The organism is Nocardioides ultimimeridianus, from assembly GCF_054777895.1.
The window spans coordinates 152,314-177,692 of record NZ_BAAHAB010000013.1 but is presented as its reverse complement, the minus strand read 5'-3'; the positions used below and the strand labels follow the sequence as shown (position 1 = coordinate 177,692).

Genomic DNA, 25,379 nt, shown 5'->3' with positions numbered 1-25,379 from the left:
TCGATGACCTGGAACCCTTCAACCACGCCCGCCGTGCCGGCCGCGAAGCAGACCGCTCGGCGCGAGCGCCCGCGCTTCACGTTCGCCGGTGCGCTCGACGAGGTGCCGCCCGACATAGCCTCGACCCTCGCCGAGCTGACCAGCATGCTGCTTCGCCATGGCGATCGGCACGGTGGCCGGGGCGAGACCGTCCGGCTGACCCGCGAGTCCGACGAGGTCAACCTCTGGGTCGACGACCCGGAGTGCTCCATCGCGTGTCTGGAGCTGACCGGGCAGCTGCCCGCCATCACGGCCGCAACTGGTGCACCACCGGCCGCCGCACAGCTCGAGATGCGCGACGGGGACGGACTCAGCCTGCACTGGCGACTGGCCCTGCCGGACGCCGTCGCCGCCTACCGCGCCACCGGGTGACATCGCGGCCGGCGGCGCCGCAGGGACCGGCGGCCCCCCGCACGGCCCACCCGCCTCTCCCTCGCGAGCGCGCACCCGCCTGATGCGCCGGAGTACCGTGCGCGCGTGGGTGCGGCGAGATGCAGGGCACTGGTGCGGCATGACGCTCGACGATGAGTTCCGCGCCCGCCTCGAGGCCGCGCGCGAGCAGACGGAGCGGCGGCTCGCCGTCCTGACCGGGGAGTTCGATGCCGTGGTCGCCGCCTCCCTCGACACCAATGCCGACGACGAGCACGACCCGGAGGGGGCCACGATCGCGTTCGAACGGTCGCAGGTCGGCGCCCTGATCCGGCAGGCGCGCGCGAGTCTGGAGGAGGTGGACCTCGCCGTACGCCGTCTCGACGGCGGCACGTACGGACGCTGCGAGCGGTGCGGAGCCACCATCGACACCGAGCGGCTCCGCGCCCGGCCGGTGGCACGGCACTGCATGCTCTGTGCGACCGCCGCCGCTCACGACCGCCCCTGACCGCAACCGTGAGCCGCAAATGGCGACAGGGCCCCTTCCCCTCGGGTGAGGTTCCAGGACCCTGCTGCTCGGGTGGAGGTGAGGGGACTCGAACCCCTGGCCTTCTCGATGCGAACGAGACGCGCTACCAGCTGCGCCACACCCCCAAGCAGTGGGAAACGCTAGCACCCGCTGCGGGAGGTCCGAAATCCGGATCCCCTCAGTGGCCGGCGATCGCGGCGGCCACCGCGGTGTGGACCTCGGGGTGGAAGACGGTCGGGATGATGAAGCTCGGATTGAGCTCCTCGTCGGTCACGACGCCGGCGATCGCGGCGGCGGCGCGGAGCATCATGTCGGTGGTGACCTCCTGCGCGCGGGCGTCGAGAAGACCCCGGAAGACACCAGGGAACGCCAGCACGTTGTTGATCTGGTTGGGGAAGTCCGAGCGGCCCGAGGCCACGACCGCGGCGTACTTCGCCGCCTGGACCGGGTCGACCTCGGGGTCCGGGTTCGCCATCGCGAACACGATGGGATCGGCCGCCATCTCGGCGATCCACTCCGCGTCCAGGATGCCCGGGGCGGAGACGCCGATGAACACGTCGGCGCCCTGCAGCGCGTCACGGAGCGTGCCGGCGACCCGGCGGGGATTGGTGCGGGCAGCCAGGTCGACGTGCGCCGGAGACAGTCCCTCGGCGTCGGCCACCAGGCAGCCGGCGCGGTCGTAGACCACGATGTCGGTGACGCCGGCGGCGAGCAGCAGCCCCACGATCGCCGTACCGGCGGCGCCTCCGCCGGAGACCACCATCCGGGCGTCCGCGAGCTTCTTGCCCACCACCCGCAGCGCGTTGGTGAGGCCGGCGAGCGCGACGATCGCGGTGCCGTGCTGGTCGTCGTGGAAGACGGGGATGTCGAGCCGCTCGCGCAGCCGCGCCTCGATCTCGAAGCAGCGCGGAGCGGCGATGTCCTCGAGGTTGATGCCGCCGAAGCCGGGAGCGATGAGCTCGACGGCGCGCACGATCTCGTCGGTGTCCTGGGTGTCGAGGCAGATCGGCCAGGCGTTGATGTTGCCGAACTTCTTGAACAGCGCCGCCTTGCCCTCCATCACCGGGAGGGCCGCGCCGGGCCCGATGTTGCCCAGGCCCAGTACGGCGGAGCCATCGGTCACCACCGCGACGGCATTGCCCTTGATGGTCAGCCGCGACACGTCCTCGGGGCGCTCGAACAGCGCCTGCGAGACCCGGCCGACGCCGGGCGTGTAGGCCAGCGACAGGTCGTCACGCGTCTTGAGCGGCACCTTCGAGGCGACCTCGATGATGCCGCCGAGGTGGGTCAGGAACGTCCGGTCCGACACCTTGTGCACGGTCACGCCCGGGACGGCCTCGACCGCGGCCTGCAGCTCGAGCGCGTGGTCGGCGTCCGCGGACGAGCAGGTCACGTCGACCACGAGCCGGTCGTGGCGCGAGTCCGCGACGTCGATCGCGGTCACGACTCCCCCGGCCTCGGAGATCGCCGTCGCGACGGCTCCCACGACCTTGAAGTCGGGCTCGGTGTGGAGCCGCATGGTGACGGAGTTGGACGACGCGGTCACGGATCTGCTGGACACCCCCCGAGTGTCCCGCCGAGGGCCGGTTACTTGGAAGTATGCGCTGCAGTCCGGCCCCGACAGCGCGCCTGAGCGACCTCACGGCCTCCGCTGTGCAATAGCGTCATGGGGCATGAGCCGAGTCGATCGCTGGGAGCGGAAGTCCGACATTCCCCTCCTGTTCCTCGCAGCCGCCTTCCTCGTCGCCTATGCATGGCCGATCCTCGAACCGGGGGTGGATCGCGACATCCGCACCGACCTGTCCGCCGTCTCGTGGACGGTGTGGGCAGCCTTCGGGATCGACTTCACCATCCGCATCGTGCTCGCGGAGGAACGGTGGCGGTACGCGCGGCAGCACTGGTACGACGTCGCCCTCATCGCTCTGCCGATGCTCCGCCCGCTGCGCCTGCTCCGGCTCCTGGCGCTCGCCCGCATCCTCAACCGCGCGGCGGCACGCAACCTCGCCGAGCGCGTGACGGTCTACGTCGTCGGAACCGCCATCGCAGCGATCGGCCTGGGTGCGCTGGCGGTGCTGGACGCCGAGCAGACCGCACCCAACAGCAACATCCGAAGCATCGGTGACGCGCTGTGGTGGGCGACGACGACGGTCACCACCGTCGGCTACGGCGACCGCTATCCGGTCACGACCACCGGCCGACTCGTCGCGGTCGCGCTGATGTTCGTCGGGATCGCTCTCGTCGGGTCGGTCACGGCCGCCACCGCTACCTGGTTCGTGTCGAACCTCGACCGCGAACGATCCGGGTCCGGGAACGACCCGGCCTGAGAAGACGAAGCGGCCGGGGCATCAGCCCCGGCCGCCCCTGTGTGCGAGACCGATCAGAAGGAGCTGGTCTGCTCCTCGGACTCGGACGACTCGCTGGACTCGCCGTAGGACTCCTCGCCGGAGGACTTGTCGGAGGAGCCGTAGGACTCGCTCGACTCACCCGACTCCTCGGAGGAGCCGTAGGACGAATCGCCGGACTCACCCGACTCCTCGGAGGAGCCGTACGACGACTCGCCGGACTCGCTGCTCTCGCCGTACGACGACTCGCTCGACTCGCTCGACTCGCTCGACTCACCCGAGTCGTACGACGACCCGCTCGACTCGGCGGAGTCGCCGAAGGACTCCTCGCTGGAGCTGGACTCGCCGTAGGACTCCTGGCCCTGCTCGTCGCTCGAGCCGAACTGCTCCTCGCTGCTGCCCTGGTCGGAACCGTAGCTCTCCTGGGTCATGCTGGATCAACTCCCGAGAAATGCCTGGCCGGGACGGTCCCGGCCTCCACCCCGAGGTGGCACAGGTCCAACGCAAGGACCCGGGACGGGTTAGGCCACCCGGGATTCCCGGGCGTGTCGCGAGCTCGGTCGCGGGACGCTCGTCAGGAGGAGCGGCGCTTCTCGGCGGCGGCCTCGGCCGCCTGCTTCTCGCTACGACGCGACGCCTCGGCCTCACGGGCCAGGTCGGAGTCGCCGGCGTTGCGGCCCGAGCTCCACACACCGGTGGAGTCGAGGTCGATGGTGCGCACGGTGCGGGCGGCGGCGGCCTTGTCGACGTACGTCGGAAGCGTCACCGGGACCGGCTCCCAGGTGGCGGCCGAGGCGGGGCCGACGGCCGGGATCTCCTCGGTGTTGTCGGCGACCGGGGCGACGATCTCGTCCTCGACGACGATCTCCTCGGCGAGGGCCTCGTCGGCCAGGGTGGTACGCCGCTTCTTGACCATCCGGGTGCGGCTGGCGGTCTCCTTCTTGACCATCAGCCGGCAGGTGACGAGCCAGGCGGCGATGAGGACCACCGGAGCGGCGATCCAGATCTTCGCGATGCTGCCGGCGATCGCGGCGACCACGACGGCGGCCAGGACGAGCACCAGGGTGCCGAGCACGCGGCGGCGGCGCTCGGCCGCGCGGCGGGCGGCGGCCCGGCGCAGCCGGAGCTGGACCTTGGTGAGGCGGACCGGCTCGAGGACGTACTCGTCCTCCTCCACGTCCACCACATCGGGGGTCGCGACCTCCTCGACCACCGGCGGCGCGGGCGCCTTGCGCGGGTCGAGGACCCGCAGCCGGTCGGAGAAGCTCTCGACGGAGCGGACCGCGTCGGCGTCCTCCTGCTGCTTGAGCGCCTTCGGGACCAGGTAGACGGCCCAAGCCCCCGCCAGGGCGACGAAGATCAGTGCGCTCATGTCCACCCCTGCAGGTTAGGAGCGTTGGGGCGTGACGGGACGAATGTCAATCGGTGTGTCACGGATTGGTTCGTGTGACTCGTGTGATTTGCCGGAAGTTCACGGCTTGGCGAGGCGGGCGAGGACCCCGAGAGGTGCTTCCTCCTTGGTGATCGCGAAGATCCGGTGGTCGCGCCACTCCCCGTCGATGTGCAGGAACCGCGGCGCGTAGCCGACCTCGCCGATGCCCAGCTTCTCCACCACCCGCAGCGAGTTGGTGTTCTCGGGACGGATGCAGATCTCGAGCCGGTGCAGCCCGCCGCTCACGAAGGCGTGGTCGATGACCATCGCGACCGCGCGCGGGATGACGCCGCGGCCGGCGTACCTCTGGTCGATCCAGTAGCCGATCGAGGCGAACTGCGCGGAGCCCCGCACGATGTTGTTGATGCTCACCTGACCGGCGAACGCACCGTCGACCTCCACCACGAAGGGGTACGACGATCCCTGCCGCGCCGCCTTCCGCAGCCGGCGCACCAGGGCCCGGAACGTCGTGGGCCGCGCGTCACCGCCCGGCGGGACCGTCGCGTCCCACGGCGTCAGCCAGATGCGGTTGCGGCTGCGGACCTCGCGCCACGCCGACGCGTCGGAGACCCGGATGGGCCGCAGCGTCACGGTGGGGTCGGTGCCGGACATCAGCGTGTTCGGCCAGGCGCGGCCGGGGATCGACACCACCATCCGGTCGGCAGCCGGTCGGTTCAATGGTCGCTCCCGACGACCTGCTCGACCGCGTGCACCAGCACCGGCCGCAGCACCTCCAGCGCGTCCTTCACCCCGCCCCGCGAGCCGGGGAGGTTGACCACCAGGCAGTCGCCGCTGACGCCGGCGAGCCCGCGCGACAGCATCGCGGTCGGCACGCCCTTGGCCAGGCCGGCGGCGCGGATCGCCTCCGCGATGCCGGGGACCTCGCGGTCCAGCAGCGGGCGGGTGACCTCGGGCGTGCGGTCGGTCGGCGTGAGCCCGGTGCCTCCGGTGGTCAGCACCACCCGCGCGCCGTCCGCCACGGCCGCGGCGATCGCGGCACCCACGGGCTCGCCGTCGGGCGCGACCACGGGGTCGCCCACCACGAAGCCGAGCTCGGCGAGGGCGGCGACGATGAGCGGGCCGGTCGTGTCGGCGTACACCCCGGCCGCGGCGCGGTTGGACGCGACGACCACGGCCGCGGGCAGCCCGGCGCTCACCGCGCCCAGTCCCCCGACTTGCCGCCGGTCTTGGTCTCGACCCGGACGTCGCTGATGACGGCCGCCTTGTCGACGGCCTTGATCATGTCGACCACGGTCAGCGCGGCCACGGACACGGCCGTGAGCGCCTCCATCTCGACGCCCGTGCGGTCGGTGGTCCGCACGGTCGCGGAGATCTCGACGGCGTCGTCGGCGACGACCAGGTCGACCACCACCCCGGAGATCGCGAGCGGGTGGCACAGCGGGATCAGCGCGGGCGTCTGCTTGGCGCCCATGATCCCGGCGATCCGGGCGACGGCGAGCGCGTCGCCCTTCGGCACGCCCTCACCGCGCAGCAGGCCGATCACCGCCGGCGTGGTCAGGACGCGGCCGGTGGCGGTCGCCGTACGCGCAGTGACGTCCTTGGCCGACACGTCGACCATCCGCGCGGCGCCGGCGGCGTCGACGTGGGTCAGGCGCTGCTGCCCCTCAGGCATCGGGACCGGACAGGACCTGGCCGGACGGCACCCGCTGGGCCCCCTCGTCGCCGAGCTCGACCGCGCCCACGACCTGGACCCCGTTGCCGAAGGTCCAGTCGCCGTCGACGCGCAGCGAGGTCGCCTTCTGCAGGGAAGGTACGCCGTCGGGGAACCGCTGGTCGAAGTCGCGCACCAGCTTGTAGTGATCGGCGTCGAGGTCGACGTACGGGACCTCGGAGGCGACCTGCGAGAGCGTGAAGTCGGGGCGGATCTCGTAGACGTCGGAGCGCAGCACCAGCAGGTCGTTGGTGGTCTTGACCGGGATGAACCGGTCGCGGCCGACCTCGATCAGCCGCGCGCCGTCGAAGACCTCGATCGCGGAGCCCATCGCGGTCTCGATCTGCACCACCTTCGGGGTGGACGGGTCGGCCGGGTCGAGGGTCTTGACGTTGCGGATCATCGGCAGGCCGAGGATGCCGTCGCGCTCGTCGAGGGCGGCCTTCATGGCGTGCAGGTCGAACCACAGGTTGTTGGTCGAGCAGTACCGGTGCCGCTCGAGGTCGGCCAGCGCGGCCTTGTCCTCGTCGGCGGTCTGGGCGGTCTCGCGCAGCACGATGCGACCGTCGGCCTTGCGACGCGCGAAGTGGCCGCCCTTCTTGTCCGAGGCCGTACGCCGCACCGCCTCGATCGCGAACGGTGCGCCGCTCGTCGCGAACCAGCCCGCCACCCGCGGGTCGGGCACCGCGCCGAGGTTGTCGGAGTTCGACACGAAGGCGTAGCGGAAGCCCGCCTCGATCAGCTTGTCCAGGGTCCCGGAGCCGCGCAGCGCGGTGTAGATGTCGCCGTGCCCGGGCGGACACCACTCCAGGTCGGGGTCCTTCGGGAAGCTCGCCGGCACCAGCCCGTCGACCAGCAGCTTGGGCTCCTTGTTCTGCAGGAACTCCAGCGGCAGGCCGTCGATCGCGAGGTCCTCGTAGCGGCCCACGGCGTCCAGGGTGTCGGCCGAGGTGCGGAAGGAGTTCATGAACAGCAGGGGCAGCGGCGCGTCGTACTGCTGGCGCAGGTGGAGGATCTGGCGGGCCATGACGTCGAGGAAGGACAGCCCGCGGCCCACGCAGAGCAGCGACTTGGCGCGGTCCATGCCCATCGAGGTGCCGAGGCCGCCGTTGAGCTTGATGACGACGGTGTGCGCGATCGCGTCGGTCGCGTCGACGTCGGCGACCTCGACGTCGGCGAGGCGCTCCATGTCGATCGGCTCGATGGTGTCCTCGGGGATCAGTCCGGTCTCACCGCGCTCGAGCAGGTCGTAGTAATGGGCGAAGGTGGCGATCGCCACCTGGTCGACTCCGGCGGCACTCATCTTGGCGCGAGCCAGCGCCAGGCCGTCTTGACTGCTCAGCATGCGCTCGATCGTAGGCTGATCCGGTGCCCGAGGGACAACCGATGCCGTCTGCCGGTCCGGCCAAGGTCGCCGCGCGCGACCAGCTGCTGACCGCGCGCCGCCGCCGTCCGCTGCTCGAGGTGGGCGAGGACGCCCGCGCGATCGCCCGGGTCGTGCTCGCCGCTCCGGAGGTACGCCGGGCCGCGACCGTCGCCTGCTACGTCTCGCTCGGCACCGAGCCGGGCACCACCGCGCTGCTCGACGACCTGGTCGCCGCGGGCAAGCGCGTCATCGTGCCGATGCTGCTGCCCGACAACGACCTGGACTGGGCCGTCTACCGCGGCGCGGACTCGCTCGCCCCCGCCCGCCGTGGCCTCCTCGAGCCGGCCGGGCCGCCGCTCGGGGTCGACGCGATCGCCACCGCCGACGCCGTGCTGGTGCCCGGCCTGGCGGTCTCCCCGACCGGCCTGCGGCTGGGCCGGGGCGGCGGCTCGTATGACCGCGCGCTCGGCCGGGTGCCGGTCGGCACCTTCACCTGCGTGCTCCTGTACGCCGCGGAGGTCGGCGCCGACGTACCCTCCGAGCCGCACGACCGGCCGGTCACCGCGGCCGCATCCCCGGCGGGCCTGGTGCGGTTCCAGGGTTAGAGGGAACATCGGCTCGTCGAGTATTGTTGGCAGTCGCGAAACGAGAGTGCTAACGCTCGCAGGAGAGACCGATGCCCACCTATCAGTACCGCTGTGCCGACTGTGGCCACTTCTTCGAGATCGTGCAGTCCTTCTCCGAGGACTCGCTGACCGAGTGCCCCGAGTGCACCGGCACGCTCCGCAAGGTGTTCAACGCCGTGGGCGTGGTCTTCAAGGGCTCGGGCTTCTACAAGAACGACTCGCGCGGCAAGTCCTCCAGCTCGGAGACCGCGGCCTCCACCACGTCGGACAGCACCCCGAAGACCGAGAAGAAGGCCGAGTCCAAGCCGGCCGCCACCGCCGCGAAGGCCGACTGACCCCTCCCTCGCCGGCGGGCTGTGGACAACCCGCGACGCCCCTGGAAGCGGTACGCCGGGCGGCCTAGCGTGCCGCGCATGGACCCTCGGACCCCTCCCTCCCGCCAGCCCTTCGGTCAGTCCTCGCCGGGTCGCCGGCTCGGCTCCGCCGTCACGCGGGTACGCCGCCTGGTGCTGCGCCGGCGCCGTGTCCTGGCCGCCGGGCTGACGGCCGTGGCCGTCGGCGGCGCGCTGCACACCCTCGCTCCCCCGGCGCCCGCCAGCACCGCCGTCACGGTCGCCGTCCGCGACCTCCCGGCCGGCGCGACGCTGACCGCCGCGGACGTGGCGACCGCCCACCTCCCGCCGGACGCGGTGCCCGACGGCCTCGCCGTCACGACGACCGGCCGCACCCTCGCGGCGCCGCTCACCCGTGGCGAGCCGATCACCGAGCCGCGACTGGTGGGCGCCGGGCTGGTCGGCGCGGACCCCGGCACCACTGCGGTCGCGGTGCGGATCTCGGACCCCGGCCAGGTCGCGCTGCTCACCGTCGGCGATCGCATCGACCTGCTGGCCACCGATCCCCAGCACGCCACGACGAGCACCCTGGCGAGCGACGTCACCGTGCTCGCCGTACCTCCCGAAAGCCCGGACACGGCCGGCGGCGCCCTCACCGGGCGGCTCGTGGTGCTCGCGATCCCCGCATCCGAAGTGGAGGATGTCACGGCCGCGTCGGTGGCCGCGTTCGTGACGTATGCGTGGCACAACCAGTAGATTCAGGAGACGAAAGCCCCCATAAACCTCGGTAAATAGGAGCGGTACGTGACCGGATTCAAGAACTTCCTGCTGCGCGGCAATCTCGTCGAGATCGCCGTCGGCCTGATCATGGCGACCTCGTTCGCCACTGTGGTCTCGACCTTCACTGCGACCCTGATGGGCTTCGTCGGCAAGATCGGCGGCAAGCCGGACTTCGCCAGTGCAGAGATCGCGGGCGTCAACGTCGGCCTGTTCATCAACGCCGTCATCGCGTTCATCATCCTCGCCGCGGTCGTCTACTTCCTGGTGGTGACGCCGTACACCCGTGCCAAGGACAAGTACTTCCCCGACGAGGCCGGCGGCCCGTCGGAGGTCGAGCTCCTGGCCCAGATCCGCGACCAGCTGGCCGCTCGCCCCTGAGTCCGGCAACACCTGACAGGTGCCGTCTCACCCTCCGTGGTGGGGCGGCACCTGTGATTTGAGCCAGCGGTCGGACGCGCTCTCGCGGTCGGCGGACGTGCCCTCGTCGCGGTCGTCCCGCGTGGACGAGGGCAGTACGTCGCCGAACACCTCGGCCAGCCGGCGCTTGCGCTGCCAGTCGGTCTCGGGCTGGTCGTCCTGGCTCACGTGCACAGCCCTGCGTTCTCCCGCGCGCTCTGCGAGAGACCGCCGGAGGACGATCCGCCCGAGGAGCCGGTGGTCGGCGTGGAGCTCGAGCCGGCCGACGGCGACTTGGTCCCGCCGGTGGAGGTGGGCGGCGTGACGCTGCCGTTGGGGTTCTCGTCGGCGCTGATCGACTCGCTCAGGAACTGCTTGGTCAGCGGCTTGTCGTGAGCGGCGAGGCTGAACAGGGTCTGCGCCGACGGCAGCCACTGCACGCGGTTGGGGTCGCTGGGAGCCAGCTCCCAGGGGGTCGTGACGAACTTGATGTCGTTGAGCCCGACGCCCTTGGCGGCCTCGGCGACCGACGCCATCTGGGCGATGTTCTTGAAGTCGGTCTGCAGCGAGCTGGTCAGCGCGTTGAGGAACTTCACGACCCGGTCGGGGCGGGCGAGGGTGCCGGCGGAGACGACCTTCTTGATCATCGAGGCCATGAAGGCCTGCTGCCGCTTGATCCGGCTGGTGTCCATGCCGTCGGCGATCCGGTAGCGCAGGCGCACGTAGCTGAGCGCCTCCTGGCCCTTGATCTCCCGGGTGCCGGGCATCAGCTTGATGTTGTGCTGGGTGTCGTCGATCTCCTCGGGGATGCAGACCTCGACGCCGTCCAGGGCGTTGACCATGTTCTTGAAGCCGTTGAAGTCGACCACGACGTAGTTGTCGATGCGGATGCCGGTCAGCTGCTCGAACTGCTGGACGGTGCACGCCGCGCCGCCCACGGAGAACGCGTCGTTCCACATGACGTTCTTCTCGGCCGGGATCGCGGCGCCGTCGGCCTTGTAGCAGGTCGGCCGATCGACGAGGGTGTCGCGCGGCACGGAGATGCCGTAGGCGAACTTCCGGTCGGCGGAGAGGTGGAACATGATCGTGGTGTCGGACCGCTCACCGATGTTCTTCATGCCGTCGATGTTGTCGCCCTTGCCGGCGCGGCTGTCCGAGCCCATCACCAGGATGTTCAGGGCACCGGGACGCAGCTCCGCGGGGCGGTTCTTCAGCTGCGCGGAGATGTCGGTGTGGGTGAGGTTGCCGTTCCAGTGGTCGTAGGCGAGCACGACGCCCGCACCGGTCACCAGGCCGAGCACCAGCAGCGCCGCCACGATCACCTTCGCCACCACACGGCCGGGCCGCACCGCCTTGCGCCGGCCCCCACTCGGGGGCGGCGTCTCGGACCCGGCCGCGATCGACGTACCGACCCGGCGGGCACGGCGGCCTGCTGCGGGTTCGGGAGCTTCGTTGGTCATCGATCACCTGGTGGTCGCCCGCTGTGCGCGGGATCGGTCCGAGAACGGTCGAAGAAACGGTACGGGAACCAGCCAACCCTCGCACCATCCCCGTGCGCCCGACCTGCGACAATGGGCGACGGCCTGCTCGTCGAGCGGCCCACCCGCCTCTGTAGCTCAGTGGATAGAGCGTCGGTTTCCTAAACCGTGCGTCGCAGGTTCGATCCCTGCCAGGGGCACCCACGATTCGCATGGAAATGCCCGAAGGACCGTGGGCCCGAGCCCACGGTCCTCCGTGCTGCGGTGGTGTCAGCCGATCAGCGGTTGATCCGGATCGTCAGCGTGGCCGCGTTGGTGTCGTCCGTGGCCGGCATCGAGAACACCAGGGTGTTCGCGGCCTTGGGCAGCTTCAGGCCCGACCAGACGGCCTTGCCGGTGCTGCTCAGGGTCTTGGTGGCGATGGTCTTGCCGTCGAGGACGGCGTGGACCTTGCCGACCGCGTAGTAGCCGGCGCCGAGGGTGGCGGTGACGGTGACCGTCGTCTTCCCGCCGACGACCTTGGTGTGGGTCGCCTTCAGGGTGATCGAGGCCTTGGTGGCGCCCTTGATGGTGCCGTCGGCGCGCAGCAGCGTGGTGCCGTAGCGCGGGTGGGCGAAGTCGAACATGTCGTTCAGCGAGCCCGCCGACGCGTCGAAGCTGCTGTCACCGACCTGTGCGAGGGAGAAGTTGTCCTCGACGAACTTCAGGATCGAGGACTGCGTGGTGGGCGTGTTGCTCACGTAGTTGCGCTTCGCGAACGGCGAGATCACGACGAGCGGCAGCCGCTGCGACGGGCCGCACCGGTCCTGGTAGCCGCCCAGCGGGGCCGCGGCGTTCGTGGCGCTCGTGCAGACCGCCTGGTTGTCGACGTTGGCGCCGGTGAAGCTGGAGCCGTTGATGATCGTCGGGGCCTGGTGGTCGTACCAGCCGTCGGAGTCGTCGTAGGCGATGATGATCGCCGTCGTCGACCACTCCGGGGACTGCATGACCGCGTTGACCGTGCGGGTCAGGAAGCGCTGCTCGTCGAGCGGGTCGGAGTTGGCCGGGTGGCCGTCCTCGGCGTAGATCGCCTTAACGTAGGACACCGACGGGAGCTGGTTGTTCTCCAGCGCGTCGTAGAAGACGCCCAGGTCGTACTGGTGGTTGGCGCCGGTCTTCGTGGTGTCGTTCGTCGGGTCCGTCGTACCGATCGCGACGCCGGGGGTGCCCGGGTAGTGGTGCGGGTTCGAGGTCGACTTGTAGTAGGCGAACGGGTTGTGGTGCGGGTTGTAGTCGAAGCCCAGCGTGTGGGTCAGGTTCGAGCTGAGCGCGTCGCACTTGGCGTAGGTGCCGGCCGTGCCGTTCCACGGCGTGGTCGGGTTGAACCCGCCCGCGAAGTAGCCCCAGCTGACGCCCTTGTCGTTGAGCAGGTCACCGACGTTCTTGTTGGTGTCGGCCATGCCCGCCAGGTTGCTGGTGGAGGTGTGGTCGAGGTCCGCGCAGTCGTCGTACACCGGGTCCGGGTCGCCGATGACGGTGCCGACGCCGTTCGCGTCGTTGGCCGAGATGGCGCTGTTGTCGGCGGGCGTGGCGACCGGCGTCGGGTTCTCCACGTCGGCGGTGCTGGCGTAGGTCTTCGCACCGTGGGTCTGGCCGGAGACCAGGTTGAGCGCGCCGACCGTGGACGGGCCGAAGGTGTCGGCCCAGTTGTTCTCGCTCATCGCGTAGCGCTGGGCGTAGTTCCACAGGCCCGTGACGGTGTTGCCGTCGTAGTAGCCCATCGTCTCGCCGGCGGTGTTGAGCGGGCCCGCGCCGCTGCCGGTGCAGGTGTCGCGGCTGACGCTCTCGGGGAACTTGTCCATGGCCCCGCCGTCGACGGCCTTCTGCTCCGCGGCGTAGCTGTGGTTCTGCGAGCAGGTCCACGCCTGCTCGTGGGTGAGCCGGAACGGAGCGACGCTGTTCGGGTTGTTGGTCAGCAGGTCCGGGTGGCCCACGTAGTTGTTGAGCGCCTGGCCGTCGCTGGTCCGCGGGGCGGTGGCCGACTTGGTGAACGCCGAGCCGTCGCCACCCGCCTGGGCCGCGCCCATCGGGTACTTCACGTTCGGGTAGGTGCCGAAGTAGTGGTCGAAGGTCTCGTTCTCGTCGAACAGCACGACGACGTGCTTGATCGGCGTCGTCGTCGAGACCGCGGCGGCCGACGTCGCGGCGTCGCCGTCTGCGGCGTGGGTGAGGCCGGCGGTGACCAGACCCGCGCACGCCAGGGCGATCCCGGCGCCCTTCCATGCCCGCGGGATGCGGGCGCTGATGTTGCTCACGTGGTTCCCCTTGTTCGGTGCTGATGGATTGCTGATGGATGCGATGAGGCTCAGGCGAGGAGGTCTCGTCCGAGCCAGTCGTCCTGCCCCTGAACTCCGGGCAGGGCGAAGAAGTAGCCGCCGCCGAACGGCGAGATGTAGTCCTCGAGCGGCTCCCCGGTGAGCCGCTTCTGGACCGCGACGAACTGCCGGTCGAGATCGGCGTTGAACGTCGTGAAGATCAGCCCCTGGTCGAGCTGGCCGTTGGCGTCGACGCCGGCGTCGTAGTTGTAGCCGCGGCGCAGCATCCGCGACCGGTCCGCCGACCCGTCGCGCGGGTTGGCCAGCCGGATGTGGGCGTCGAACGGGATCACGTCACCGGTCGAGTCGCGCTCGTAGGAGACCGGGTCGGTCTCGTGGGTCATCGTCAGCGGCGCGCCGGTCACCCGGTCGCGGCCGATCATCCGCTGCTGCTCGCGGATCGAGACCCGGTCCCAGAACTCCACGAACATCCGGATCAGCCGGACCACGTGGTAGCTGCCGCCGACCGCCCACGCCGGCTCCCCCGCGTCCGCGCCCACCCACACCAGCCCGTCGGTGAGCTCGGGGTCGTCGAGGATCTCCGCGTTCGCCGTACCGTCCTTGAAGCCGAGCAGGTTGCGCGGAGCGCCGTCGGGGCGCGACGGCGAGACGAAGCCGTCCTGGCGCCAGCGGACCGCGAGCGAGCCGCGGGTGTGCCGCAGGACCTGGCGCAGAGCGTGCAGCACCGTGTCCTGGTTGTCCGCGCAGATCTGCAGCAGCAGGTCGCCACCGGTGCGCGCCGGGTCCGGGCGGTCGTTGTCGAAGACGTCCATCGCGCGCAGCTGCTTCGGTTCGCGTCCGGCCAGGCCGAAGCGGTGGTCGAACAGGCTGGCACCCACGCTCACCGTGACGGTCAGGCCGTCGGCGGGCAGCTGCGGGCCCAGGACCCCGTTGTCGTCGCTGGTCGCGACGAGCCCGTCGTCGGGCGGGGTGCCACCGGCGGTGAGCAGCCGGAGGTCGGCGGTCAGGGTGCGCAGGGCCTGGGCGAGCTGGGGTCGCGTGGCGGCGGTGACGTCGAGGGCGACGTACGCCGCCGAACGCTGGGCGGGGGTGAGGATGCCGGCCTGGTGCGGGCCCTCGAAGGAGTACGCCGCCGGCGTGCTCGTCTCGTCGGCGCGGGCCGCGTCGAGGCCGAGCATCCCGGCCCCGGCGAACGCTGCGGCTCCGCCGAACAGGCCGCGCCTCGACACTCCCGTCATCGGACAGGTGCTCATGCGGACTTCCTCGGATCGGTGATCACGGCCACCCGGGACAGCAGCTCGACGGCCTGCTCCACGCGCGCGTCGAGGGTCTCCCGCCGGCGGCGGTCGAGCCGCTGGAGCGGCACCCAGCCGGCGTCGCGCCGGTAGCCGCGGACCAGTGCCTGGGTCCCGTGCAGCCAGCGCAGCGTCGCCCTCAACTGCGGGTCGCGGGAGCGGAGCAGCGGCCGGAGGCCGTCGAGCGCGGCCCAGGTGCCGTCGATGTCGGCGTCGAGGGTGGCGAGCGAGGTGTGGCTGCCGGCGTCGTCCGCGCCGGTGAGCACCTGCTGCACGGCGTCCTCGAGGATCTCGTGGGAGCGCAGGCCGACGTCGATGGGCTGGATCGCGTCCTGGCTCGCGAGGTCGCTGCGGAGGTTCCCCTCCGCGCGCACCAGGCGCTCCGTCTCCCCCACCAGGCCGGCGGCGTGCCCGCCCCACAGGAGGGCCTCGATCTTGTGGAAGCCGTGCAGGTGCGGGTCGCGGGCAGGAGCCGCGGTCGTCGAGGGCAGGCCGTCGATGGCCGTGTCGTCGTCGCCGAACGCCCCGTACGCCGCCCCCAGCCGCTGGTAGGCGAGGTGGGCCGTGAGCCAGTCGCGCTTGGCGGCGCTCAGGTCACCGGCGCGTACGTCGGCGGCGAGCCGCCGGGTCTGCGCGATCAGACCGGGCAGCCGGCGGCGTACCCATGCCTTGTAGTGGCGGACCACCGGGGCGAGGTCGTTCTCGGTGATCGGCACGACACCGGCCGTGAGGTGGGCCGGCGCGGTGCCGGTCACCTGCTGCACCGGGCCGGTCACGGGCGACCCCTCGGCCGGCAGGCAGACGAAGGCGTAGCGGCCGGGGCCGAGGGTCACCTGGGCCGAGCGGGTCGCGCCGGTGCCGAGGTTCTCGACGTCGAGGTAGACCTTCTGCGTGCGGACGTCGCGCAGGTAGACCTCGACCGGGTTGTTGGAGGAGTTCCAGACCGCGAAGGTCAGCGCGCCCGCCGCGCCACCGCTCCAGCCCTCGCCGCAGCCGGTGTCACCGGCGGAGACGGGCGTGCCGGCCACCGCGGCGTCGCCGTGCGGGGCCGGCGCGTTGGTGCTGGAGGCGCGGTCACGGCCGGCGTTCCAGGCGAGCAGCGCCCCGAGCAGCAGGATGCAGGTGATCGCGACGAAGCCGCTCGAGCGCGCCGTCAGGCGCACCGTCCTCATCGCCACGTCTCCCCCGCCTCACCCGGACCAACCAGCGGGCCGAGTTTGGTTGCGGCATGCAACGAGCGGAGGTGCGCGAGGTGGACGGACGGCGAACAGCGCGTGAGCCTCCGTCGCGCTCACGCGGCGGGCTCAGGAGAGGGCGAGCGCCACCGCGCCGGCGTACCCCTCGGGGACGGTGACGTCCCTGACCTCCCACCCGTCGATCACCCGCGTGGGCACCTCACCCGAGCCGAGGTAGTCGATCTGCGGGTCGCGGCCCAGGCCCACCCCGAGCCCCTTGAGGTAGGCCTCGGTCCGCGTCCATGCGCGGGTGAAGCGCTGTGCGGCCTCCTCGGGGGTCTCCGCGGCGGCGACCTCGGCCGCCTCGTCGGGATGCAGTACGCCGACCAGGCCGGTCAGGCCCTCGGGCTCCGGGCACCGCTCGGCGTCGATGCCGACCGGCGCGTCGGCGAGGGCCACCAGCACCAGCCCGGGCGTGTGGCTCAGCGAGAACTCCAGGTCCGCCCCCTCGACCCGCGGCCGGCCGTGCGGCTCGCCGCAGCGCGGGCAGGCGTGCCGTCCCCAGCGCACCGACTCCGGTGCGACACCCAGGGCGGCACCCACGATCCGCCGCGCCGCCGCGTGCGCGATCTCGTAGGGGCGGCGCAGCTCGGCGCGGACGTAGGAGGCCGCCTGGGTCAGCTCGTCGGTGTCCAGCCACTTCCGGGCCTCGACGAGCTCGGGCTCGGGGATCGACGCGGTCGTCAGGGACCAGACCGTGGCGCTGCCCGGGATCCCCGCCACGTCGTACGGCGGGAGGTCGAACAGGCTCTCCATGACCAACGGCTCGAGCGGCGTACTCACACGCATGGCGACGACTCCACGCCCCCACCTTGCCTCATCGGCCTAGGAATCGCTCCCCGCGGCCTCCTTCGCAGCCTTCCGCGCGGCCTTCGCGATGGTGTCCTCGACCAGCGAGTTGAGGCGCGCGCCGTGCGGCCAGCCCGCGTAGTGGCAGACCAGGATGACCAGCTCGCGCAGCGCGTCGTCGTCGAGCTCTCCGGCCGTGTGCGCGGCGGGGACCTGGATGCCGAGGACGTCGTGCTGATTGCCGCCGACGAGCATGCCGATCAGCAGGAGCCGGCGGTCGCGGTCGGACAGTCCGGGGCGCTGCCAGATGTCGCCGAAGAGGTGCTCGACGGTGTAGCGGAGGAAGTCGCCCTCACCATCGGTCATCTCGAAGCCGTAGACCTGCTCCATCTTCTCCAGGCCCTTGCGGCGGATCTCCGGAAGATCGTCGAACTTGCTCATGAGAGGCCCAGCCCCCTTCCCATTCGTGGCAGCGCCTCGCGCGCCAGCGGTACGTCGACGCCGAGCTCGTCCGCGAGCGCGATCGCGTAGGTGAGGTCCTTCTCCCCCAGCGCGCGCACGTGGTCGAAGACACCGTGCCAGAAGTCGTCCTCGGGGATCGGGGCCGTGGTGGCGCGGTACATGATCGCGCCGGGGCCACCGGTGATGGCGTCGGTGTGCCGGACGACCTCGCCGAGCTGCTGGAGGTCGAGGCCGGAGGCCTCGGCCAGCCGCTGGGCCTCGGTGACGGCCGTGAACGCAACGAAGTGGATCAGGTTGCGGGCCAGCTTCATCCGGGTGCCGGCGCCGAGCGGGCCGGCGTGGACGACCTTGCTGCCCATCTGCTCGAGTGCGGGCCGGGCCGCGTCGAACGCCTCCGCGCCGCCCCCGACCATGATCGCCAGGCTGCCGTCGGCCGCACCCATCGGGCCGCCGCTGACCGGGGCGTCGAGGACCGTGTGACCCATCGCGGCGAGCTCCTGCGGCGTCGTCGGCGCGACCGTCGAGTGGATCACCAGGACGGTGCCCGGCTTGGCGTCGGCCGCCACCGCGCGGACCTGGTCGTCGTCGCGGACCATCACGCAGAGGACGTCGACGTCCATCTCCGCGACGGAGACCGCGGCGCTCGCCCCGGCGGCGACGAGCTCGGCGACCGGGCCGGGTGCGACGTCGTACACCTGCAGGTCGAGGGCCTCGGCCCGGGCGAGGCGGAGCGCCATCGGCCGGCCGATGTTGCCCAGGCCCACGAACCCGACCCTCATAGCCGGAACGTCTGTCCGCCGTCGACCGCCAGGATCTGGCCGGTCACCCAGGACGCGTCGTCGGAGAGCAGGAACAGCAGCGCGCCGACCATGTCGTCGACGCTGCCCATCCGCTTGATGGCCAGGCTGTTGCGGACGATGTCCTTCGCCGCGTCGCCGGCCTGGGTGCGGGTGGCCTCGGTGTCGGTCGGGCCCGGCGCGATCGCGTTGACCCGGATCCGCTGGCCGCCGAGCTCGTGCGCGAGCTGCTGGGTGAGGCTGTTGATGCCGGCCTTGGCGAGCCCGTAGAAGCCCGAGTAGAGGTACGCCGCCGTGCTCGACTGGTTGACGATCGCGCCCCCGCCGCGCTTGGCGATCTCGGGGTAGACGGCGCGGGTCATCACCAGCGCGCCGTTGAGGTTCACGTCCATGAACCTCTTGTAGTAGTCCCAGTCGACCGAGATGAGGAGGTTGAACTCCATCGCCCCGTAGATGGCGGCGTTGTTGACCAGGTGGTCGATGCCGCCGTACTCCTCGACCGTCCGCTGCACGAGCGCCTCCGCCGACTCCGCACTCGAGACGTCGCACGCCACGAAGATCGCCCGGCCTCCTGACTCGTTGATGCCGGCCGCGACCTTCTCCCCCGCCTCGGGGTTGAGGTCGGCGACCACTACGGCCGCTCCCTCGCGCGCCAGCGCCTCGGCGTACGCCTGACCGATGCCCTGGGCCGCGCCGGTCACGACGACGACCTTGTCCTTGAACCTCATATCCATCCCTTTCGCGAAACGTCACTTCTGCATCTGCGAGGCGTCACATCTGCACCCTCGAAGCGTCACTTCTGCACGGCAGACCGAGTCAGATCTGACCTCTCGCAGGTGCAGATGTGACGCCTCGGCATCTCAGGCGGGCTCCGCGATCGTCTTCATCTCCAGGTACTCCTCGAACCCGGCGACACCCATCTCCCGGCCGATGCCGGACTGCTTGTAGCCCCCGAACGGCGCATCCGGGCTGAACCAGACCCCGCCGTTGACGGCCAGGGTGCCGGTGCGGATCCGTGCCGCGACGGCCCTCGCGCGCTCCAGCGAGGCCGAGTCGACCGACCCCGAGAGCCCGTACGCCGAGTCGTTGGCGATCCGGACCGCGTCGTCGTCGCCGTCGTGCGGGATGACCACCAGCACCGGGCCGAAGATCTCCTCCTGCGCGAGCCGCGAGGAATTGTCCAGCCCGGCGACGACGGTGGGCTGCACCCAGCTGCCCGGCCGGTCGATGATCGCGCCGCCGGTGGCGAAGGTGCCGCCCTCGGCCTCGGCGATCGAGAAGTACGCCGCCACCCGGTCCCGCTGCGCCGCCGAGATGACCGGGCCGCAGATCGCGCCCGGGTCGGCCGGGTCCTTGGCGCCGATCGACTCCATCGTCTGCGCGGCGACGGCCACCGCCTCGTCGTACCGGTCGCGCGGGACGATCAGCCGGGTCGTGATCGCGCAGCCCTGGCCGGCGTGGATGCAGGCGGCGAACGCCGTACCTGCGGCGACGGCGGCCACGTCGGCGTCGTCCAGCGCGATCGCGGCCGACTTGCCGCCGAGCTCGAGGAAGACCTTCTTCAACGTCGGCGCTGCCGCCGCCATGATCGCCCGGCCGACCGCCGTGGAGCCGGTGAAGGACACCATGTCGACGCGCGGGTCGGTGGAGAGCACGGAGGCGACCTCGTTCGACCGGGGCGTCACCACGTTGAACACCCCGGGCGGGATGTCGGTGTGCTCGGCGACCAGCCGGCCGAGCTCGGCCGCCACCCACGGGGTGTCCGGCGCGGGCTTGAGCACGACGGTGCAGCCGGAGGCCAGGGCCGGGCCGACCTTCGCGAGGTTGATCTGGGTGGGCACGTTCCACGGGGTGATCGCCGCGACCACACCGACCGGCTCGCGGCGGACGGTCCGCCGCGAGGGGATACCCATCGGCGCCGCCACCCCGAGGTCGGTCTCGAAGGCGTAGGTCTCGGCCAGGTCGGTGACCCACCGCAACCCCTCGACCGGTACGTCGAACCCCGCCGCGCCCATCATGAAGTCCGGCATCCCGACCTCGGCGCGGGTCAGCGCGCGGAAGTCGTCGGCGCTCTCCAGCAGCGCGGCGTGCAGCTGGCGCAGGCAGCGCACCCGCAGCTCGCGGTCCGTCGACCAGGACGACTCGTCGAAGGCGCGGCGGGCGGCGGCGATCGCCGCGTCGACGTCGGCGGCCGTGCCGTCCGGCGCCACCCCGATCTCCGATCCGTCGGCGGGGTTGAGGATCGGGTACGTCGTACCGTCCGAGGCCGGGACCAGCTTGCCGTCGATCAGCTGCTGCGCGGGGACCCAGGTCATCGCGGAGCCGCCTGGGTCACGAAGTCGCCGCGCTCCACCGGCGGCGGCCACACGGTGCTCGGCAGGTCCTTGAGCCGGTAGTGCCCGGGCACCCCGTGGCCGGTCACCGACATCCGCTTCAGCAGCGTGTCCGGCGCCTTGCCGGCCTCGATGATCTGCAGGAAGGTGTGCGCCGTCGAGGGCATGTCGAACCAGTCGCGCTGCCAGTCGATCTTGACGCCCTCATCGGTCCGCTTCAGGCCGAACCACGAGCCGCCCAGCCCGAGGATCTCGTACTCCTTGCCGGTGTCGTCGAGGATGCCGGAGCGCTGCTTCCAGAAGCCGACGACCATCGCCTTCTGCTCGTCGATGACGGTGCACACGTAGTCGTAGTGCCAGCCGTCGAGGCCGTCCATCTCGATGCCGATCGCCCAGTCGCGGATCTGCTCGCGACCGACCGCCATGAAGTGCTCGTCGGGCGAGTACATCCAGCCGTAGGTGGCGTCCTCGGCGTACCACTCGGCCATGGGGCGCCAGTCGCCGGACGCCTCGACCTTGCGGTTGATGTCGAGCCAGGAGTCCCAGAACTCCTCGATCTCGGCGCGGGTCAGCTCGGTCATTCTTCCTCCAGGGAGAGTGCGAATGCGGGGCAGTACCGCACCGCTGTCTGTACGTCGCTGCGCAGCGACTCGTCCGGACGCTCGTCCAGCACGACCACCACGTCGGCGTCCTCGTCGAACCCGAAGACCGTGGGCGCCTCGCCCTGGCAGAGCTGGTGGCCCTGGCACACGCCGGTGTCGGCGCGGACGACGTAGCCGCTCATCGGACCCGCCTCCGGTAGCGGACGCGGGCGGGCTGGGCGAGCTGGATGACCATCTTGGAGACGTCGTCCCGGTAGTCGTCCAGGGGTTGTGCGGCCTCGAAGGCGAAGTCGCGCAGGATCACGGAGAAGATCGCCTTCATCTGCATCATGGCGAAGGCGTTGCCGACGCAGCGGTGCTTGCCGGCCCCGAACGGGATCCAGGTCCAGCGGTTCTGCAGGTCCTCCTGGCGCGGGTCCAGGTAGCGCGCGGGGTCGAACCCGTCGGCGTGGGGGAAGTCGTCCTCGATCCGGTTGGAGACGCGGGGCGACGCGGCGACCAGGGTGCCGGCGGGGATGGTGTGCCCGAGCAGCTCGAAGTCCTCCTGCACCAGCCGCATCAGGATGACGAGTGGCGGATGCAGCCGCAGCGTCTCCTTGAGCGCCGACTCCAGCACCGGGATGGAGCGCAGCGCCTGGAAGGAGACCTCGCTGCCATCGGCGTACAGGCTGTCAAGCTCCGCGACGACACTTGACATGACGTCGGGGTGCCGCAGTAGCTCGATCATCGCCCAGGACGCCGTGCCCGAGGAGGTGTGGTGGCCGGCGAACATCATCGAGATGAAGATGCCGGTGACCATCTCGGCGTCGTACCCGACCGCGATGAGGACGTCGAGCAGATCCCTGTCCTCGCGCGGGATCTCGCCCATCGCCACCCGCGCGGAGATGATCGCCTGCACCTTCGCGACGAGCTCCTCGCGCGCCCGGTCGCGCACCCGGAAGGACTCGATGTCGGCGTACGGATCGACGTACGCGATCGCGTCGGTGCCGTGCTCGAGCCGGTGGTAGATCTCGGCGAACGAGCCGTCCAGCTGCTCGCGGAACGGTCGTCCGATCAGGCACGAGGAGGTCGTGTAGATGGTCAGCTCGGCGAAGAAGTCGAGCAGGTCGATCTCGCCCTCGTCGCCCCACGACGCGACCATCCGCCGGATCTCGGCCTCGATCGTCTGCGCGTGCCCGCGCATCATCTCGCCGCGCAGCGCCTGGTTCTTCAGCATCTGCTGCCGCTCCTCGGGCGAGGCGTCGAAGACCACGCCCTTGCCGAAGATCGGCGTCATGAAGGGGTACGCCGCCGCCTGGTCCAGCACGTCCTCGGGCGCCCGGAAGAAGGCCTCGTTGGCCTCCGCGCCGGTCACCATCACCACGTCGCGCTCGGCCAGCCGGAAGCGGCCGATGTCGCCGCACTCCTCGCGCACCCGGTGGAACAGCCCGATCGGGTCGACGCGCATCTCGGGCAGGTGCCCGGTGCCCTTGATGATCGCGGGCACGCTCGGGTCCTGGTCGTCGAGGACCGTGGAGACCTCGGGGATCTGGTCGAGACTCACAGCGCCTCCTTCTCGGGCGGGGTCGTCAGGCTGACACCGGCCTCTGGGCCGGTGTCAGCCTGACGACCCGCGATGGGTGCTTCGGGGTTCACGTCGACGGGGCTGAGGTGCACGCCCCGCGGCGCGGAGACGACGGTGGCGATGGCGTCGGCGACGGCGCGCGCCTTGAGGAAGTGCGAGTGGCGGGCATGGCCCCACTTGACCCACTCGGTGAGGACCTTGGCGCCGGCCTCGGCGTCCCAGTCCGAGCCCATCTCGGACCACGTCGGCCCGGGGCGTACGACGGACGCCCGCACGCCCGAGCCCTCCAGCTCCATCTGCAGCGCCTCCACCAGCCCCTCGAGCCCGGACTTGGTGGCGCTGTAGCCGCGCATGAACGGGCGCGCCCGCAGCGCGGTGTCGGAGGAGACGAAGACCAGGTCGCCGCGCTGTCGCGCCACCATCCCCGGCCCGAAGGCCCGGATCAGCCGGTGCGCGCCGAGCACGTTGACGTCGAACTCGGCGGCGAGCTGCTCGGTCGTGGCGTCGACGATCGCGCCGGGGGCGAGCAGGCCGGCGTTGCTGACCACGACCTCCACCTCGCCCAGCTCGGCGGTGACGGCAGCCGCGAACTCCTCCACCGACGCGGTCGAGGCGACATCCAACCGGCAGGCGAAGGCCTCGCCCCCAGCGGCCCGGATCTCCGCCGCCAGCTCCTCGACCCGCTCCCCGCGGCGCGCCCCCAGCGCGACCGGGAAGCCCGCCTCGGCCAGGGCGCGGGCGGTCTCGGCGCCGATCCCGGACGAGGCGCCGGCCACGACCGCGGGGCGCCGCTCGGGATGCATCGGCCGGCCCATCACGACCTCCAGTCGAACGTCACGGGCAGCTGCGCGAACCCGCGCACGCTGGTCGAGTGGACCCGCACGGCGCGGTCGGCGTGCACGGTGAAGCCGCTGACCCGGCGTACCAGCTCGGTGAGCACGACGCGTGCCTCCAGCCGCGCGAGGTTGGCGCCGAGGCAGAAGTGCCGCCCGGTGCCGAAGCTCAGGCTCTGCGCGAGCTCGTCGCGATCGCGGCGGATGTCGAACACGGTCGGCGAGGAGAAGACCCGCTCGTCGCGGTTGGCCGAGCCGAGCAGCACCAGCAGCTTGGACCCCTCGGGCACCGTCACGCCGGCGATCTCCACGTCACGGGTGACCAGCCGCGCGAGCATCTGGCTGGAGGTGTCGAAGCGCAGCGTCTCCTCGACCCACACCGGCACCAGGTCGGGGTCGGCGAGCACCGCCGCCTGCTGCGACGGATGGGCGGAGAGGTGCAGCAGCGCGTTGCCGAGCAGCTTGGTCGTCGTCTCGTTGCCGGCCACGATCATCAGGAGCAGGAACGCGATCACCTCGTGGTCCTCGAGCCGGTCGCCGTCCAGCTCGGCCTGCAGCAGCGCCGAGGTCAGGTCGTCAGCGGGGTTCGTACGCCGCTCCGCGACCAGGTCCCCGAGGTAGCCGAAGATCGCGATCGCGGCCTCCATGCCCGCAGGCGGCACGTCCCGTACGCCGGCCTCCCGGTGCACCAGCAGGTCGGCGAGGCGTCGTACCTCGTCGCGGTCGGACGCGGGGACGCCCATCATCTCGGAGATCACGTCCATGGGGAGCCGGCCGGCGAGCTCGGCGATCCAGTCCGACTCCTCCGGGCTCGCGGCCATCCGGTCCAGGTAGTGCTCGGCCATCGCCTGGATCCGCGGTGTCAGCTCGCCGACCCGGCGCGGCGTGAAGGCCTTGGAGACCAGCCGGCGGATGCGGCTCTGCTCGGCGCCGTCGAGGGCGAGGAAGCTCATCACCCGGTGCGCGTCGGGGCTCCAGGCGCTGGCGTCGAGCGAGACACCCATCCGGTTGGAGAACGCGGCGTCGTCGCGCAGCACCGCGAAGACGTCCTCGTGCCGCGAGACCACCCACAGGTCGTCGACGGAGCGATGGATCGGAGCCTCGTCGCGCAGGCGGGCGTAGAGCGGGTAGGGGTCCTCGTGGAAGTCGTAGTCGTAGGGGTCGAAGACGAGCGCGCTCATGCGTTCCCTCGCAGGATCGTGGCGACGACGGCGTCCATCCGTTCGCGCATCGCCGGGTAGGTCAGCAGGTCCATGCCCACCTGCAGCAGGGCTCCGGTGAACGCCAGCACGAGCGCCTCGACGACGGTGGGGTCCGTCCCCGGGCCGAGGGCGGTGCTGAAGCGGCGCAGGATCTCGGCGCCGATCTCGAGCCGCAGCTCGGCCACGCCGTCGTCGCTGCCGAGTAGCGCGCTGGTCGCGCCCGCCGAGAGCCGCGGCTCGGTGGCGAGCGAGTCGACGAGCTGGCGGGTCACGGCCTGCACGCGGGCGACCGGATCGGCGCCGGACACGTCCGCATCGGGCTGCTCCACGAGGTGGGCCAGGAAGAGCTGGGCGATCAGGTGCTGCTTGGAGGCGATGTAGGTGTACGCCGTCGCCGGCGACACCCCCGCGCGCTCGGCGACCTGCCGCACGGTGAGCGCCTCGTGGCCGACCTCGGCGAGCTGGGCGCCGCCGGCCTCGAGCAGCCTGCGGACGGTGCCGGCCTGGCGCGGGCCGAGGTCGAGGCCCCGCATGCGGACAACTGAACTGGACACCTGTCCAACTTAGAACCTGTTCTAGTAGTCTGGCAAG

The 25,379-nt window shown here is 71.3% G+C and carries 30 protein-coding genes and 2 tRNA genes; 8 read left to right on the top strand and 24 right to left on the bottom strand.

The window, feature by feature from the left end; translation table 11 throughout:
* The first annotated feature begins 3 nt into the window (after positions 1-3).
* Together ACYU8V_RS14175 and ACYU8V_RS14170 are read left to right on the top strand one after the other, a co-directional pair.
* Positions 4-411, top strand: a complete 408-nt coding sequence (locus ACYU8V_RS14175; RefSeq protein WP_460848240.1) for a hypothetical protein — start codon at positions 4-6, stop codon at positions 409-411.
* Between the two features lie 139 nt (positions 412-550).
* Complete coding sequence (locus tag ACYU8V_RS14170) at positions 551-916, top strand: TraR/DksA family transcriptional regulator (protein ID WP_460848238.1); 366 nt, start codon at positions 551-553, stop codon at positions 914-916.
* A gap of 73 nt (positions 917-989) precedes the next feature.
* On the opposite strand, the gene ACYU8V_RS14165 is transcribed toward ACYU8V_RS14170, so the two are convergent.
* Positions 990-1,062: transfer RNA gene (locus tag ACYU8V_RS14165), tRNA-Ala, on the bottom strand.
* Between the two features lie 53 nt (positions 1,063-1,115).
* Positions 1,116-2,456 (bottom strand): malic enzyme-like NAD(P)-binding protein, encoded by a 1,341-nt coding sequence (locus tag ACYU8V_RS14160; RefSeq protein ID WP_460848456.1) that lies wholly within the window; start codon positions 2,454-2,456, stop codon positions 1,116-1,118.
* A gap of 154 nt (positions 2,457-2,610) precedes the next feature.
* Here ACYU8V_RS14160 and ACYU8V_RS14155 point away from each other — a divergent pair, with 154 nt between their 5' ends.
* On the top strand, positions 2,611-3,261 hold the full coding sequence (locus tag ACYU8V_RS14155) for a potassium channel family protein (RefSeq protein WP_460848236.1): 651 nt from the start codon (positions 2,611-2,613) through the stop codon (positions 3,259-3,261).
* A 53-nt stretch (positions 3,262-3,314) separates the two neighbouring features.
* On the opposite strand, the gene ACYU8V_RS14150 is transcribed toward ACYU8V_RS14155, so the two are convergent.
* From ACYU8V_RS14150 to ACYU8V_RS14125, 6 genes are all read right to left on the bottom strand, one after another.
* On the bottom strand, positions 3,315-3,710 hold the full coding sequence (locus ACYU8V_RS14150) for a hypothetical protein (RefSeq protein ID WP_460848234.1): 396 nt from the start codon (positions 3,708-3,710) through the stop codon (positions 3,315-3,317).
* A 143-nt stretch (positions 3,711-3,853) separates the two neighbouring features.
* Entirely contained in the window at positions 3,854-4,651 is a 798-nt protein-coding gene (sepX, locus tag ACYU8V_RS14145; protein ID WP_460848232.1) for a divisome protein SepX/GlpR, read from the bottom strand.
* A gap of 99 nt (positions 4,652-4,750) precedes the next feature.
* On the bottom strand, positions 4,751-5,389 hold the full coding sequence (locus ACYU8V_RS14140; protein WP_460848231.1) for a GNAT family N-acetyltransferase: 639 nt from the start codon (positions 5,387-5,389) through the stop codon (positions 4,751-4,753).
* On the bottom strand, positions 5,386-5,868 hold the full coding sequence (locus ACYU8V_RS14135; protein ID WP_460848229.1) for a MogA/MoaB family molybdenum cofactor biosynthesis protein: 483 nt from the start codon (positions 5,866-5,868) through the stop codon (positions 5,386-5,388). The genes ACYU8V_RS14140 and ACYU8V_RS14135 overlap by 4 nt, the downstream gene beginning before the upstream one ends.
* The gene (moaC, locus tag ACYU8V_RS14130; RefSeq protein ID WP_460848228.1) at positions 5,865-6,344 is read right to left on the bottom strand and encodes a cyclic pyranopterin monophosphate synthase MoaC; all 480 of its coding nucleotides are present in this window, start codon (positions 6,342-6,344) and stop codon (positions 5,865-5,867) included. The genes ACYU8V_RS14135 and moaC overlap by 4 nt, the downstream gene beginning before the upstream one ends.
* Entirely contained in the window at positions 6,337-7,728 is a 1,392-nt protein-coding gene (locus ACYU8V_RS14125) for a UTP--glucose-1-phosphate uridylyltransferase (protein ID WP_460848227.1), read from the bottom strand. Before ACYU8V_RS14125 ends, moaC begins: the two co-directional genes overlap by 8 nt.
* Positions 7,729-7,769: 41 nt before the next feature.
* Between ACYU8V_RS14125 and ACYU8V_RS14120 the strand changes: the two genes are divergently transcribed.
* The 4 genes from ACYU8V_RS14120 (at position 7,770) to ACYU8V_RS14105 (ending at position 9,865) form a co-directional block, all read left to right on the top strand.
* Positions 7,770-8,354 carry a 5-formyltetrahydrofolate cyclo-ligase gene (locus ACYU8V_RS14120; RefSeq protein ID WP_460848226.1) on the top strand — a complete coding sequence of 195 codons (585 nt, stop codon included), beginning with the start codon at positions 7,770-7,772 and terminating at the stop codon, positions 8,352-8,354.
* Positions 8,355-8,425: 71 nt separating this feature from the next.
* On the top strand, positions 8,426-8,710 hold the full coding sequence (locus ACYU8V_RS14115) for an FmdB family zinc ribbon protein (RefSeq protein ID WP_460848224.1): 285 nt from the start codon (positions 8,426-8,428) through the stop codon (positions 8,708-8,710).
* Positions 8,711-8,788: 78 nt separating this feature from the next.
* Complete coding sequence (locus ACYU8V_RS14110; protein ID WP_460848222.1) at positions 8,789-9,463, top strand: RcpC/CpaB family pilus assembly protein; 675 nt, start codon at positions 8,789-8,791, stop codon at positions 9,461-9,463.
* 48 nt (positions 9,464-9,511) lie between these two features.
* Positions 9,512-9,865 carry an MscL family protein gene (locus ACYU8V_RS14105; protein ID WP_460848221.1) on the top strand — a complete coding sequence of 118 codons (354 nt, stop codon included), beginning with the start codon at positions 9,512-9,514 and terminating at the stop codon, positions 9,863-9,865.
* A gap of 27 nt (positions 9,866-9,892) precedes the next feature.
* On the opposite strand, the gene ACYU8V_RS14100 is transcribed toward ACYU8V_RS14105, so the two are convergent.
* Both ACYU8V_RS14100 and ACYU8V_RS14095 read right to left on the bottom strand, forming a co-directional pair.
* A complete protein-coding gene (locus ACYU8V_RS14100; RefSeq protein WP_460848220.1) occupies positions 9,893-10,072 on the bottom strand; it encodes a hypothetical protein in 180 nt (59 codons plus the stop codon).
* Entirely contained in the window at positions 10,069-11,343 is a 1,275-nt protein-coding gene (locus ACYU8V_RS14095) for an LCP family protein (RefSeq protein ID WP_460848219.1), read from the bottom strand. The genes ACYU8V_RS14100 and ACYU8V_RS14095 overlap by 4 nt, the downstream gene beginning before the upstream one ends.
* Positions 11,344-11,488: 145 nt before the next feature.
* Between ACYU8V_RS14095 and ACYU8V_RS14090 the strand changes: the two genes are divergently transcribed.
* Positions 11,489-11,561: transfer RNA gene (locus tag ACYU8V_RS14090), tRNA-Arg, on the top strand.
* 78 nt (positions 11,562-11,639) lie between these two features.
* On the opposite strand, the gene ACYU8V_RS14085 is transcribed toward ACYU8V_RS14090, so the two are convergent.
* From ACYU8V_RS14085 to ACYU8V_RS14020, 14 genes are all read right to left on the bottom strand, one after another.
* On the bottom strand, positions 11,640-13,655 hold the full coding sequence (locus ACYU8V_RS14085) for a phospholipase C (RefSeq protein ID WP_460848217.1): 2,016 nt from the start codon (positions 13,653-13,655) through the stop codon (positions 11,640-11,642).
* A gap of 50 nt (positions 13,656-13,705) precedes the next feature.
* The gene (gene efeB / locus ACYU8V_RS14080; RefSeq protein ID WP_460848215.1) at positions 13,706-14,929 is read right to left on the bottom strand and encodes an iron uptake transporter deferrochelatase/peroxidase subunit; all 1,224 of its coding nucleotides are present in this window, start codon (positions 14,927-14,929) and stop codon (positions 13,706-13,708) included.
* Positions 14,926-16,143, bottom strand: a complete 1,218-nt coding sequence (locus ACYU8V_RS14075; RefSeq protein ID WP_460848214.1) for an imelysin family protein — start codon at positions 16,141-16,143, stop codon at positions 14,926-14,928. The genes efeB and ACYU8V_RS14075 overlap by 4 nt, the downstream gene beginning before the upstream one ends.
* A gap of 132 nt (positions 16,144-16,275) precedes the next feature.
* Positions 16,276-16,995 carry a 4'-phosphopantetheinyl transferase family protein gene (locus ACYU8V_RS14070; protein ID WP_460848213.1) on the bottom strand — a complete coding sequence of 240 codons (720 nt, stop codon included), beginning with the start codon at positions 16,993-16,995 and terminating at the stop codon, positions 16,276-16,278.
* A 36-nt stretch (positions 16,996-17,031) separates the two neighbouring features.
* On the bottom strand, positions 17,032-17,436 hold the full coding sequence (locus tag ACYU8V_RS14065; RefSeq protein WP_460848212.1) for a carboxymuconolactone decarboxylase family protein: 405 nt from the start codon (positions 17,434-17,436) through the stop codon (positions 17,032-17,034).
* Positions 17,433-18,236, bottom strand: coding sequence for an NAD(P)-dependent oxidoreductase (locus ACYU8V_RS14060; RefSeq protein ID WP_460848211.1), 804 nt, complete (start codon positions 18,234-18,236; stop codon positions 17,433-17,435). The genes ACYU8V_RS14065 and ACYU8V_RS14060 overlap by 4 nt, the downstream gene beginning before the upstream one ends.
* The gene (locus ACYU8V_RS14055) at positions 18,233-18,982 is read right to left on the bottom strand and encodes an SDR family oxidoreductase (RefSeq protein WP_460848210.1); all 750 of its coding nucleotides are present in this window, start codon (positions 18,980-18,982) and stop codon (positions 18,233-18,235) included. The genes ACYU8V_RS14060 and ACYU8V_RS14055 overlap by 4 nt, the downstream gene beginning before the upstream one ends.
* A 132-nt stretch (positions 18,983-19,114) precedes the next feature.
* On the bottom strand, positions 19,115-20,569 hold the full coding sequence (locus ACYU8V_RS14050) for an aldehyde dehydrogenase (RefSeq protein ID WP_460848209.1): 1,455 nt from the start codon (positions 20,567-20,569) through the stop codon (positions 19,115-19,117).
* Positions 20,566-21,168: a nuclear transport factor 2-like protein gene (locus ACYU8V_RS14045; RefSeq protein WP_460848207.1), complete on the bottom strand. Its 603-nt coding sequence runs from the start codon at positions 21,166-21,168 to the stop codon at positions 20,566-20,568. Before ACYU8V_RS14045 ends, ACYU8V_RS14050 begins: the two co-directional genes overlap by 4 nt.
* Entirely contained in the window at positions 21,165-21,371 is a 207-nt protein-coding gene (locus ACYU8V_RS14040) for a ferredoxin (RefSeq protein WP_460848205.1), read from the bottom strand. The genes ACYU8V_RS14045 and ACYU8V_RS14040 overlap by 4 nt, the downstream gene beginning before the upstream one ends.
* Positions 21,368-22,732, bottom strand: a complete 1,365-nt coding sequence (locus tag ACYU8V_RS14035; RefSeq protein ID WP_460848203.1) for a cytochrome P450 — start codon at positions 22,730-22,732, stop codon at positions 21,368-21,370. The genes ACYU8V_RS14040 and ACYU8V_RS14035 overlap by 4 nt, the downstream gene beginning before the upstream one ends.
* Positions 22,729-23,568: an SDR family oxidoreductase gene (locus tag ACYU8V_RS14030; RefSeq protein ID WP_460848202.1), complete on the bottom strand. Its 840-nt coding sequence runs from the start codon at positions 23,566-23,568 to the stop codon at positions 22,729-22,731. The genes ACYU8V_RS14035 and ACYU8V_RS14030 overlap by 4 nt, the downstream gene beginning before the upstream one ends.
* Entirely contained in the window at positions 23,568-24,767 is a 1,200-nt protein-coding gene (locus tag ACYU8V_RS14025) for a cytochrome P450 (RefSeq protein ID WP_460848201.1), read from the bottom strand. The genes ACYU8V_RS14030 and ACYU8V_RS14025 overlap by 1 nt, the downstream gene beginning before the upstream one ends.
* Positions 24,764-25,321, bottom strand: coding sequence for a TetR/AcrR family transcriptional regulator (locus ACYU8V_RS14020; RefSeq protein ID WP_460848198.1), 558 nt, complete (start codon positions 25,319-25,321; stop codon positions 24,764-24,766). Before ACYU8V_RS14020 ends, ACYU8V_RS14025 begins: the two co-directional genes overlap by 4 nt.
* Positions 25,322-25,379: the final 58 nt, after the last annotated feature.